Origin of the sequence: Arthrobacter sp. 2MCAF14 (assembly GCF_052115645.1) — a bacterium.
Lineage (GTDB): Bacteria > Actinomycetota > Actinomycetes > Actinomycetales > Micrococcaceae > Arthrobacter.
The window spans coordinates 343,281-355,411 of sequence record NZ_JBFRHB010000002.1 but is presented as its reverse complement, the minus strand read 5'-3'; the positions used below and the strand labels follow the sequence as shown (position 1 = coordinate 355,411).

Below are 12,131 nucleotides of genomic sequence, written 5' to 3'. Positions count from 1 at the left end.
ATTGATGTGCCAGATGCTCACCCTGAGACCGACGGCCGCCTGGGCCTCGGACGAGTCAGGCCAGAGAAGTCCGGAGAGGAACGTCCGCGGCCGCTCGCCGAGCAGGGCCAGCGCGGTGATAAGGCGTTGCTGCCGATGTGCTACCTTCTGCCGTACGCCATCCCGGCTCAAGGTCCAACCGTTGAGCAAGCTCAGGGACCACTGGGGATCTGGTGATGAAACCACGTCTCGTACCCCAATCTAAAGTCGGATTCCTCGTGGGCAAACGCTACGTCGTCCGACACTAGTCAGTTTTGACAAGGCCGGTCACGAGTGGCCACTACTTGAATCAAGGAACCCCGAAGGAAGTCCTACTTACTCGTAATCGATAATTCCCTCGGCTGGCCACGCAGGCCTCCCCCGGCTGAAATCCTCACAACACGAGTCACGCCTCCTTGTAACGGTGCTGTAACGCGCCCGGTCCCATGCTCATGCCAACATCCACTTGACCTGGTGCATGTAATCGCGAGCGAAATGGAGGTGCCGTCATGAACCATCGAGGCCCCCTTTTCCGGCGACCGTCCAAAAGAGGGCGCCGGATGCTTCCCAGTTGGTATTCCGCATTCGCGCGGATAGATCGACGGGGGTGAGATCTGTGTCCATTGGACAGTTGGAGCCTGCCAGCGGCCGGACCCCTGCTGCTTCAGCTCCCGGGGCTTCGCTCCCGGCGGCTTCGATCAGCGTGGTGATTCCTACTCTGAACGAGGCGTTGAATTTGCCGTGGGTGCTCAGGCGGATGCCGTCATACGTTGACGAAGTCATCGTCGTGGACGGTCGATCCGAAGACCTCACCGTGGATGTGGCGCGCGCGCTTCGCTTCGACGTCGTCGTGGTGAACGAGCTGCATGCCGGGAAGGGCGCCGCCATGCGGGCAGGGTTCGCGGCGGCCACCGGGGACATCATCGTCATGCTCGATGCGGACGGGAGCATGGACCCGAGGGAGATCGGTTGGTTTGTTTCACCCCTTCAGCACGACCACGATTTCGTCAAGGGCTCCCGATATGTCACCGGCGGCGGTTCCGACGACTTGACGCGTTTGCGTAATCTCGGGAACCGTGCGCTCACAGGGCTGGCAAACAAGGCCCTGCACTGCAACTTCTCGGATCTTTGCTACGGGTATATCGCCTTCCGCAGGGAGTGCCTGGAGGTCCTTGAACTCAAGTCCGATGGTTTCGAAATCGAGACCGAGCTGGTGTCGCGGGCAGCCCGGGCGGGGCTTCGCATCGCTGAGGTGCCAAGCCACGAGTTGTCCCGCATTTCAGGCAACTCACATCTGCAGACCTTCCGCGACGGGTGGCGCGTCCTGCGAACGCTGACCCGCGAGTGCGTCGGATGGGATGCGCCGACGGCAGGGGTACGGCCGGAGGCCCTTCGGCGCGTGAAGTACCGGTATCCGGATATGAGGTTTCCTCATGTTCCAACCGATCCGAAGACGGTCCTTGCGATGCTGGCGGACGGCTAATGCCCAGCGGTGCCGGCTGGCTCAGTGTCAGCGTCGTGATCTGTTGCTTCACCGAAGCCCGGTGGGAGTTGCTGCTCCACGGGCTCGCGTCGGTTCAATCTCAAACACTTCGGCCGGAACAGCTTGTTGTCGTAGTTGACCACAATGAGGATCTGTACCGGCGATTGGGTCTGTACCGGCGACTAACGGGTGCGCTGCTGGGGGTTGAAGTAGTGGAGAACTCGGGGCCCCGGGGACTTTCCGGCGCTCGCAATACCGGAGTGAAGGCGGCAACCGGTGACATTGTGGCCTTCCTCGACGATGACGCCGAAGCCGCCGCGGACTGGCTGGCCCGGCTCATCCCGCTCTATGACGATCCGGATGTGCTGGCGGTCGGGGGCAGGGTTGAACCCGTGTGGGAATCGGGTCGTCCGGCGCACTTTCCCGAAGAGCTTGATTGGATTGTCGGGTGCACCTATAAAGGTTTGCCCAGAGTCGCGGCACAAGTGCGTAACGTGATCGGCGCGAACATGTCCTTCCGCTCCGATGTCTTTGAGCGGGTCGGCGGGTTCAACGCTTCCCTTGGCCGGCAAGGTGATCGTCCGCTTGGATGCGAGGAGACCGAATTGTGTTTGAGGGCATCCATGGGCTCCCCCGGCACCCGCGTGGTTTACGAACCGGCAGCCGTGGTTCGCCACCATGTGCCTGCGACGCGCGGTACCCTGCGCTACATGTTGTCGAGGGCCTGGTCGGAGGGTGTTTCGAAGGCCCAGGTGACCCGGCTTCTCGGGCGGAACCAAATCCTTGGACCGGAACGCCGATATGTCCGCCGAGTGCTCCCGCGCGCTGTTCTGGCCGGACTACGTTCCTGCGGGAGAGACGGTGACGTCGGAGGACTGGCCCGGGCGGGAGTGATCCTAGCGGTTCTGGCTGTCACTGCAATTGGCTATCTGCAGAGCCTGTGGCAGTCGTCATCGAGCCCCGCGCGTGCGTCCGGCTCCGTTTTGTACCGGCTCATTCGCGACAACAGCGGAGGCAAGCCCAGTGATTAACCAGCAGATCGTCACCTCACCTGCAGTTGCCTTCGACGTCCACGGACGAGTCGGAATCAGGGTGGCCCAGGGCACGCCGGGTGAGGCACAGCTACGTGACATGCTTGCCCCGTTCCTCGGCCCGTCGGCTTCAAACCTTCAGTTGAACATCAGCGGCGGCGTCACTCCGGTTCCCGCGCAGTCCCACGCCGAAGACGCCTACCGGTATACAGATGATTCACTGTTCCTCCCGGAGGACCGGGTTCAGGTTACCCGTGCGGAAAACGGCTTCATGGTCGAAGGGGCGGGCGAACTGTTGACGGCGATCGTGCCGCTGTTGGACCACTTGTGTATCAGGCAGGATACAGCGATGGTTCACGCGGCTATGGTGAACTACCGGGGAGCGGGCATCCTGATGCCCGCATGGGGCGGCGTCGGTAAAACAAGTACAGTCGCGAAACTTTTGGCCATGCCGGACGTCGGATTCATGGCCGATGACTGGGGATTCATCACTGCGGAGGGGACCCTTCTGTCCTACGCAAAACCGATGTTCATCAAACCCCACCACCGGCCAATCTATCCGGAACTGTTCCAAGGAATCCGCAAGCCCCTCGCGCCGGGCTGGCTGACTTCGACCATCAGCGGCGTGGCCACCGCTGTACACCCTGTCATCGTCCGCTATCCACGGACGGCCGCGTTCACGCGTCGGTGGTCACCCGAACACAGAATGGTCCACCCGGCAGACGTTTTCGGCCCAGGGAAGATCGTTCCGCAGGCGCCCGCCAGAATCGCCGTCTTCCTCGAACGCTTCGACGAAGCGGAAGCCCGGTTGGAGCGCCGGACAGAAGCCTGGATGGCAGCGCGCATTGTGGGTAACTTTCATTCGGAATTGCCTTTCGTGTCGCGGCGGCTCATCGAGGCCTTAGGGGCTACGGGCCTCGTGCCATTGGGCGAGCATTTCTCCGCAAAAACCTCCGTAATCACACGTTCGCTGAGTGATGTTCCTTGCTTCGTGCTGCGCCTTCCCGTGGCCTGGTCCGCCGACCGGACCTCAGACTTTGTCGCAGGCACCGTCACCTCCATGGTGGACGGCCGGCCGTGAGCAGGAACGCGGGGTCTGGCAGCGTTCTGGACGTGTCTGTCGTGATCCCGGCCCGCAACGCTGCCAACTGGCTCGGCGAATGCCTGAAGTCTGTCTTTGACCAGAACCCCCGCGAGGTGATCGTCATCGACGGATGTTCAAATGACTCCACCGTGCAGATCGCCCGCTCCTACGGGGCACGGGTCATCTCCGACAAGGGGCAAGGACTTCCGGCGGCGCGGATGCTCGGGGCCAGGGCCGCGCACGCCGATCTTGTCGCGCTCATCGATGCCGACGTCGTCGTACCAGCAGGCGTCCTGGCAGACCTGGTGGAAGAGTTCAAAGCCGGCGGCTTCGATGGCTTGCAGTTTGGACTTGTGAGCGAGCCCGACGGCGCGGGCTATTGGGGGGCCGCCCTTGCCTGGCACCATAACCACAGCAGAGTCCGCTCATGGTTTGGTGTCAGCGCCACGCTCATGCGCCGTAGCGTTCTGCTCGAGGCCGGGTTCGATGAAAGCTTCCGCTCGGGCGAGGACATCGAGCTCAGGATCCGGCTTGAGGACGGTGGATACCGCATCGGCGTCTCCCCCACGACTTTCGTAAGGCACCGGTTCGCTGACACCTTCGGGTACGCCCGCGACCAGTGGCTGCAGGACGGGGCAGGCTTGGCACGCACAATGTGCAAGCACCCTGGCCGGGCCTGGTGGCTGGTGCTGCTGCCTTTGCTCGCAACGGCGCGAGGCGTCCTTCTTTCCTTGGCCACAGCCCCCCGGTACCTGCCCTACTGGGCGGGCTTCCTCGTATACAACTACGGGGCCTTTGGCAGCACTTTACTGCGCCTTCCCAAGCAAGGACTGTCCCTCGGCGGGAATGCCGTGTGGCTGGCCGCCGCCCGCATCACGCCAATGGCGGCCGGGCTCGTATTCTGGGCGCTTGCCGCGCTCATGATTCCTCCCGATCGCCTGGGGTTGGCCTCTGCGGTGGTCTCCGCAACGATGCTGACGGTACAGCTGGGAATGCTCGGGGTCGGCCCAGCGACCCTGACCTTGTTACCTGCCCAGTCAGATCAAGGCCGGAACCTGATACCGGCGAGCGTCGCGGCGGTGAGCTTTTCGTCACTTCTCACGGGTGCGGGATTAGTCGTTGTGACCTATTTCCTGGGATCCGGCGTCGGCACCGCCTGGAAAGATCCTGTCATGAGTGCAGGCTTTTTCGCGGCTGCGCTCCTCGCCTCGGTCGCGTACCAGCTCGACCACATTGCAGTCGCGCAGGCCCGGGCAGATCGTGCATTGACGCGCAGCCTGATCCAGGCCGTGTGCCAGCTCGTTACCTTGGCGGCTTGCCTGTTTGCGGGTTACCGCGCTCCAGCCGCAATCGTCGTCGCCGTAGCCTTGGGTGCCTTGGCGAGCGTACTCCTGGGCCTGCACCAGCTTAGACGCACCGAAACGACTCCGGACTGGGCACAGCTCAGTTGGCGTGAGGCGGCGAAAGTCTGGGGCCCGGGCCTCCGTCAGCATGCGCTGATGCTGGCCGACCGCGCACCCGGATACGTCCTTCCACTCGTTGTGGCAGCAGCATTGAACACGTCAGCCGCCGCGGCCTGGTACCTCGTCTGGATGCTTGCGTCAGCGATCTTCTTTGTGCCGCAATCAGCTGGCTACTCGCTTCAGACCGCTATCGCCGCTGACACGTCCGATAGCCGGTTCTCCTCGCGTGCGGGCTTGATTCGGCGGGCCTTGAAGATGAGTCTCCTCCTAACGGCCTTCGCCGGGGTTCTGCTGCTCGCCGCCGGCTCGCTGCTTCTGCCCCTGTTGGGATCCGGCTACGCATCGGCGTGGGTGCTGCTGCCTGTCCTCGTCCCGGCCCTGATGCTCACGTGCGTCACTCAGGTCTATTACGGCGTGTGCCGTTCCGCCGGACGTTTGGCCGAGTCGACCGTGGTCGCGATTGCGGCGTTCGTGGTGTCAGTGGCGCCGGCCCCGGCGGTCGCCCAGCGCTACGGGCTCGTCGGAGTTTCCGTGCTCTGGCTGGCCTCCCAACTGGCCACGTCGGTGGTCGCCGCCGCGCGGCTGCATCGCTTCTCGCAGGAGCATCGCCTTGCCCCGGCCAAACACAAAGTCGAGCGCACATCCGGGTCACGGGCACATGGAGTGCCGGCTCCGTGATGGCCGTACAAACCCCGTGGCGGGTCTCCACTGCGCGATTGCACCGATCCGACGTCGGGGTGGTCCCTTTCCGCACGAGCGACAGGAAACATCTGCACCAAGCCCAGCACCGGGCCGACCGGGGTGACCCGCGGGTTATGGGCGCTCTCGCGGTCATGGCGGCGACCGCTCTGTTCCTGGGAGTTTGGGCGCTCAAAACGGTCAACGTACAGGACATCGGCGGCGCCGGCCTGATCCAGGTCCTGCCCGTCGCCTATTTTTTTGCCCTGGGCCTAAGCCTGGCCGGTTTCGTCGGTTCCCTGGGTCTCAAGGTTCTTCGCCCGTGGTTGCTCGTCATTCAGCTTCTGGTATTGATCGTCATTCTGCACGGGGCAGACCCGATCATTCACGGTTTGCCCCGCCTGGAAGCCAGCTACCGCCACTTGGGCATCACCGATTACATCACGCAGTCCGGAGGCCTGGACCGGAAGCTGGACGCATATTTCAACTGGCCCGGGTTTTTCGGGTTATTGGCGATGCTCTCGAATACCACAGGAGTCCACGATCTGACCTGGGCTGCTACGTGGGCGCCGGTCGGCGTCAACGTCCTGCTCATGCCCGCCCTGCTGGCGCTGGCCCTGCGCCTCACCTCCAGCCGAAGGCAAGCGTGGGCGGGCGTATGGATGTTCTACCTTGCCAGCTGGGTGGGGCAGGATTACCTCTCCCCACAAGCCTGCGCCTTGCTGCTGCTGCTGACCCTGGTCGCCTGTGTCCTGACAGTATTCCCCGGGTGGCCGTGGAAGCCGGGGAATAAACTCGCCAGCCGGCTGAGGAATCTGGTGCGCCGGCTCGAACCCGGGAAACCGGCGCCGATACCGGCCGAACTGTCACGGTCAGCCTTCATCATATTGGCCGCGGTGTGTGCGGTGCTCTTGGCCGGAATGACGGTCGCCCATCAACTCACACCTTTCGCCGCGATTCCTATCCTGGCCCTGCTCGCCCTGAGCGGAAGGTGCCGGCTGCGGTTCCTGCCGGTTCTGGCGCTGCTGTTTCCGGTCTGCTGGCTGGTCCTGGCCGCCACGCCTTTCCTCCTTGGCCACCTGCACACCCTCTTCGGATCCATAGGCAACATCAACGCCGCGGCTTCTGCCTCATTGCTCAACAGGGTGGGCGGTAACCCTGCCCACCAGTTCATTGTCTACTCCCGGCTCGCGGAGGGAGCCTTGGTCTGGGGCCTCGCGGGGCTGGGTAGCCTCCGGGGACGACGCCTGGGGACGCGCTGGCTGGCTGCTGCAATGGGGACGGTGGCACCTTTCGTCATGTTCCCGCTCCAGTCGTACGGCGGTGAGCTGTTGCTCCGGATATACCTATTCAGCCTGCCCTTCGCCGCGAGCCTCGTTGTGCTTCCGTTGCTTCCCGCTGGTCCCAGTCCTCCCGGCTTGCGCCAGCTGGCAGCGCTCCTCATGCTAGGTTCCGTTATCGCCGCGGGCACAGTCACCAGCAGGTACGGCAATGACGCAATTGAGAATTTCACTCCCGACGAAATCGCCCTGGTCAACCAGCTTTATGCCACCGCGCCCCGTGGTTCGGTCCTCATCGAGGCAGTTCACGACACGGCGTGGCGGTATGAGCACTACGCCGGATACCGGTACCAGACCGTCCTCCAAGCGGAGCCGGCACGCCCTGGCGACCCGCAGCCCGGCTGCGCATCGATAACCCAACTCGTCCCATCCGCAGGCGCCTTTTTGATAGTCACTGCAAGCCAGGTCACCGCAGCCGACCTTCTCAACACGGGGCCGAGCGAAGGCCTGCCGCACTTCATCGACAGGTGCGCCGTCCAAGGAGGGTGGACAGTGGAGTACCGCAACGCAGGCGGAGTCATCTACCACCTGCAAGGAGCACCGAATGGCATCTGAGGAAAGAACCGTCGGCATGATCGGCGCCATCGTGGCCGCCGTTGCGCTGGCTTCGATTCCCCTGTCCTTTACAGGCCCGGAGGCTCTACGCCTTGCCGTCATAGGACCGTTCCTTCTCTCTGGCCCGGGAACAGCACTCATCCTGCTCCTGAAACCCGCCCGGCTCCGAAAAGGAACCGGATTCGAGGTGCTCCCGTTGGCCGTCGCGATAGCGGTGAGCTTCAGCCTTGCCTTGGCAATCCTGCTCTCGACGGCGATGCTCTACTCCGGTTTCTGGCATCCATCGGTGGCTGTGTCCCTCCTGGCCGTGCTCACTCTCGTCCTCCTCGCCGCCGTAGATCGACGGTCCAGGCGAACGGAAGCGGCGCGGTAACGAGACGCGGGCAATGCACCTACGCTTTCGCCCAAATTGCCACCCAGGCCACCTGCAGGTGCCCGGCCGTTGCCGGTGCGGGGCAGCCGGTCAGGCAGGATTCAGTCTGGAGGATGTAATGCATCGGCTTGTCGGGGATGCCCACAGTGCTGGCACCGATCGAGACACCATCGAGGAAGAACTCAACGCGCCCGGGCGTCCATTCGGTCGTCGCGGTATGCCAGGGCGTGAACCGCGCACCCGACTGGATATTGCGGGAAATGTCCTTGTCCGACCCGGCCTGGTGGACGGCGCCGTAAAAGGACTTGGACAGATCACCCTCGGGGTAGTCGATCTCTCCGTCACGCGGCCACACTCCGCTATCGGGCCACAGCAGCCACGCCGTCTTGAACCCCTGCAATGCCTCGGACCTGAACCGTACCGAATACCGCCCGTACAACAGACTGTCGTACGGGCGCCCGTTGGCCGGATGCAGTTTCGGCGACGGTGCCGCCCCCATCGAGACACCCTTCTCGGTGTGAAGGTACATGTCGAGCATCCCGTCCTTGACGCTGAGCACCTTCGATGGGTAGTACCCCGACCTGCCGCCGCTTTGCTGACCGGCCGTGTCCGGTGTGCCGTCAGCGTAGTTGACACTCCATTTTGCGCTGTACGCCGCACCGGGGAAACTCCCGACCGGGACGTCCCCCTCGCTGAAGTCTTCGCTGAATACCCGCCGCCATCCGGGCAAATCACCCACAGGCATCGGTCCCGTCGCCTCGGACTGCCCTGTGCCCGCCCCCACTGTCGCAGTTCCCGCCGTCGAAAATCCCGCCGTCGAAGTTCCGGTCGGCGGGGTTCCAGCTGTCCTGCTTGCCTCAGGAGACTGTTGTCCCTTCGACGCGTCGACGCATCCGGAGGAGGCCAGCGCCAAGGAAGCCACGAGCACGATCGTCATAGCCGCGCGCTGAGCAGTCTTGAAACTCTTGCCGTTTCGCCGTTCCTCCACGTGCATGGGAGCCAGTGTGGCGGCAAACAGGCACCGAAACAAGGCCCGGCCCATTCCTCCACAGTCCGGATTCCTCCATAATCCGGGCCCGGAGCCGCTGCATCTACGGCCCCGCCTGCGAATTCACAGCTAACCCGAAGCCGGGAACCATAGCCCTGTTGAACTTAGTGTGCAAAAGTGTCCGCACCGGAACGCTTCCGCGATACCTGCTACCGCCAAAACGGGGCGTGACCATTCGGCGCAGACCTGCCGCCACGCCGGCCAGGGCCTCAGCCCGAGGTCGGCAGGAATTTGGAGGAGTAAGGATCAGATGAAACTGAGAATGAAATCCGGCAGGAAGGTCCCGCGCCAGGACGGTCCGCAATACCGCCGTCCCCGGACTCGGCGCGTCGTCATGGCAGCTGCGCTCTTGGTGATCAGCACGGCTTGCCAAGGTCCATCGGGTGGCGGAACACCGGTTCCTGATCCCACCACGATCACCGGTTCCTCCGCGTCCCCGACGTCCGCCTCGCCTCCCGACAGTCCCGTACCATCGGCTGCAGCCGGGAAAGTCGGGCACATCTTCGTGATCAATCTGGAAAACCAGAGCTACAACAAGACCTGGGGTCCGGGTTCGGCAGCCCCCTACCTCTCCCAAACCTTGCGCAGTCAGGGCGTCCTCCTGACCCAGTACTACGGAGTCGCCCATCATTCCAACCCCAACTATCTGGCCCAGATCTCCGGGCAGGCATCCAACCCGATGACGCGCAACGACTGCACGACCTACGCTCCGTTCATCCAAACCGGAACCGCCGACCCGGGACAAGTCCTCGGATCGGGCTGCGTCTACCCCGCTTCAGTCCCGACTCTCGCCGGGCAACTTAGCGGCGCCGGGAAAACCTGGAAGGGATACATGGAAGATATGGGAACGCCGTGCCGCCACCCGAACCCGGGTGCAAAGGACGACTCCCAGAACGCCAAAATCAATGACCAGTACGCCACGCGCCACAATCCCTTCGTCTATTTCACCAGCATCACTTCCCTCCCTGGCTGCCAAGACAACGTAGTGGACTACTCCAACCTCGCGAGGGACCTGCAGTCCGCCGCCACCACTCCGAACCTTGCTTACATCAGCCCCAACCTCTGCAACGACGGCCACGACAGCCCCTGCGTCGATGGACAACCCGGCGGACTGGCGACCGCAGACACTTGGCTCAAGGAACAAGTCCCAGCAATCCTCAACTCACCGGCGTATCGGCAGGACGGGCTGCTCGTCATCACCTTCGACGAGGCGGACGGTAACGCAACCGGCCCCTCCGGTCTGCCAGGCGGAACAGCTGGCGGCCTTATCGGCGCGCTTGTGCTCTCCCCGTTCACCAGTGCGGGCACCAGCAGCTCAAAGATGTACAACCACTACAGCCTGCTCGCCACGATGGAGGACATCTTCTCCCTCCCCCACTTGGGCTATGCGGGGGCCCCGGGGCTGCCCAGCTTCGGTCCGGACGTCCTCAGCGTGCACCCCTGAGCTTGCGGAGGTCAACAGGTCATGCCTCTACTCCACCGCCGTCATCACCTACCCCAGGGATTTGGTAACGCTCCTGTAACCGCCCCCATGGTGCTATAGGTTCTCGACCGCGTTGCCGGGTGCCTGGGCCACGAGCCTCCGCACTTACCGGCAGCTTTTCGGCACCACGGTGGTGGCGAACGTTGACCGAAGTGGGAGGACAGATCAGTGAAACGACTGCTTAGCTTGAGCTTCATCAGCGCACTTGCTGTGCCCGTAATGGCACTGGCCTTTGCGTCCGGTCCGGCAAGCGCAGCCGCCCCGCCGCCGACCACTTGTTCAGCCGGAGTTCCAGCTCCCACGAACACTTATCCTGGAACTACGGTTGTGGCCAACAACTTCGAATCCGGAACCCTTGACGGCTTCACGGTCAATACCGGAACAACTGGAACGGCCACCATCGACAACTCACAGGCCCACTCCGGATCATGTTCGGCCCACCTGCATGTGACCACCGACCCCGGTTCTCTGGCCAACTTGGTGACCACGCTCCCTGCAAATTCCAATGACGTTTATGCGGACGCCTGGTTCAATATCACCACCGCGGGCGTCGCCGGAAACGATGTCCCCTACTTCCGGTTCTTCTTCGACACCACAAGGTTCGTGGACATCTACCGCTACAACAGCAACGGCCAAATTTGGCTCCGGGTAACATCCTCGACGGGCTTTACTTACACCAAGCTGGTGTCGGGCTCCATTGCGCTGAATGCGTGGCGGCATGTTGGAATGCATGTCATAGCAAACGGCGCCGCGTCCACGGTTGAAGTCTGGGTTGACGGAACATCAATCTTTTCAAGCAACCAAGTCAATACGACAGCGACCACAGTGTCGGCGCTCCAGCTCGGCGCTGAGCATCTGACGCAAATGGGAGACGAGTACATCGACGATCTCGTCATCAAGGTTGGAGGAACGTCTGGAGGGACACCGGGCGCGGACGCCATTGCAGCAGCAGCCGCGGTTCCTCCGGGCGCCGGTACGGCCACCGGAGCGGTTGTGTGCGGGCTCACCGCCGGTGGGTGCTATCAGAACTACACGGGAGGCGTGATCCATTGGACGGCGACCACCGGCGCCYWCATCACCARGGSCGCCATCGACGCCGCYTGGGCCGCTCAAAACTGGGAGAACGGCGCCCTCGGATACCCCACCAGCAATGAAATCGGCGGCCTCACCAACGGAGGCGCCTACCAGACCTTCCAGCACGGTGTCATCCACTGGTCACCGGCCACCGGCGCCCACATCACCAGGGCCGCCATCGACGCCGCCTGGGCCGSWCWWAAYTGGGAGAACGGCATCCTCGGATACCCGACCAGCGATGAAATCACCGGGCTCAAGAACGGTGGCGTCTACCAGAACTTCCAGTTCGGTGTCATCTACTGGTCTGCCGGTTCAGGGGCCCATTCCAACGCCGGCGCTATCCGCGCAGCCTACGCTTCCCAGGGCTGGGAGAACGGCCGCCTTGGCTACCCGACGACCAATGAGTTCGCCTTCGGCGCCGGTGTGGCGCAGGACTACCAAGGCGGACGAATCACCTGGTCCGGCGCGGCTGGCACAGCTATCAGCTACCAGTAGGGCCGA

The 12,131-nt window shown here is 63.3% G+C and carries 10 protein-coding genes and 1 pseudogene; 9 read left to right on the top strand and 2 right to left on the bottom strand.

The features are described from left to right. A pseudogene (locus AB4074_RS03615) lies at positions 1-225 on the bottom strand (hypothetical protein); the annotation flags it as partial. 409 nt (positions 226-634) lie between these two features. On the opposite strand from AB4074_RS03615, the gene AB4074_RS03610 reads away from it, so the two are divergent. The 6 genes from AB4074_RS03610 to AB4074_RS03585 are packed head-to-tail and all read left to right on the top strand — an operon-like array spanning position 635 to position 8,025. After that, positions 635-1,501 carry a glycosyltransferase family 2 protein gene (locus AB4074_RS03610; RefSeq protein WP_345449214.1) on the top strand — a complete coding sequence of 289 codons (867 nt, stop codon included), beginning with the start codon at positions 635-637 and terminating at the stop codon, positions 1,499-1,501. Continuing rightward, positions 1,501-2,532: a glycosyltransferase family 2 protein gene (locus tag AB4074_RS03605; RefSeq protein ID WP_441412135.1), complete on the top strand. Its 1,032-nt coding sequence runs from the start codon at positions 1,501-1,503 to the stop codon at positions 2,530-2,532. Before AB4074_RS03610 ends, AB4074_RS03605 begins: the two co-directional genes overlap by 1 nt. Continuing rightward, positions 2,525-3,613, top strand: a complete 1,089-nt coding sequence (locus AB4074_RS03600) for a hypothetical protein (protein WP_441412134.1) — start codon at positions 2,525-2,527, stop codon at positions 3,611-3,613. The genes AB4074_RS03605 and AB4074_RS03600 overlap by 8 nt, the downstream gene beginning before the upstream one ends. Before the next feature lie 32 nt (positions 3,614-3,645). Further along, positions 3,646-5,757: a glycosyltransferase gene (locus tag AB4074_RS03595; RefSeq protein ID WP_441412133.1), complete on the top strand. Its 2,112-nt coding sequence runs from the start codon at positions 3,646-3,648 to the stop codon at positions 5,755-5,757. Beyond that, positions 5,757-7,652, top strand: coding sequence for a hypothetical protein (locus AB4074_RS03590; protein ID WP_441412132.1), 1,896 nt, complete (start codon positions 5,757-5,759; stop codon positions 7,650-7,652). Before AB4074_RS03595 ends, AB4074_RS03590 begins: the two co-directional genes overlap by 1 nt. Beyond that, a complete protein-coding gene (locus AB4074_RS03585) occupies positions 7,642-8,025 on the top strand; it encodes a hypothetical protein (protein ID WP_441412131.1) in 384 nt (127 codons plus the stop codon). The genes AB4074_RS03590 and AB4074_RS03585 overlap by 11 nt, the downstream gene beginning before the upstream one ends. Before the next feature lie 19 nt (positions 8,026-8,044). Here AB4074_RS03585 and AB4074_RS03580 read toward each other — a convergent pair whose 3' ends face one another. After that, a complete protein-coding gene (locus AB4074_RS03580; protein ID WP_441412130.1) occupies positions 8,045-8,770 on the bottom strand; it encodes a glycoside hydrolase family 16 protein in 726 nt (241 codons plus the stop codon). A 25-nt stretch (positions 8,771-8,795) separates the two neighbouring features. On the opposite strand from AB4074_RS03580, the gene AB4074_RS03575 reads away from it, so the two are divergent. The 3 genes from AB4074_RS03575 (at position 8,796) to AB4074_RS03565 (ending at position 12,125) form a co-directional block, all read left to right on the top strand. Continuing rightward, on the top strand, positions 8,796-8,975 hold the full coding sequence (locus AB4074_RS03575; protein WP_441412129.1) for a hypothetical protein: 180 nt from the start codon (positions 8,796-8,798) through the stop codon (positions 8,973-8,975). Positions 8,976-9,323: 348 nt separating this feature from the next. After that, complete coding sequence (locus AB4074_RS03570) at positions 9,324-10,517, top strand: alkaline phosphatase family protein (RefSeq protein ID WP_441412128.1); 1,194 nt, start codon at positions 9,324-9,326, stop codon at positions 10,515-10,517. Positions 10,518-10,883: 366 nt separating this feature from the next. Beyond that, on the top strand, positions 10,884-12,125 hold the full coding sequence (locus tag AB4074_RS03565; protein ID WP_441412127.1) for an LGFP repeat-containing protein: 1,242 nt from the start codon (positions 10,884-10,886) through the stop codon (positions 12,123-12,125). Positions 12,126-12,131: the final 6 nt, after the last annotated feature.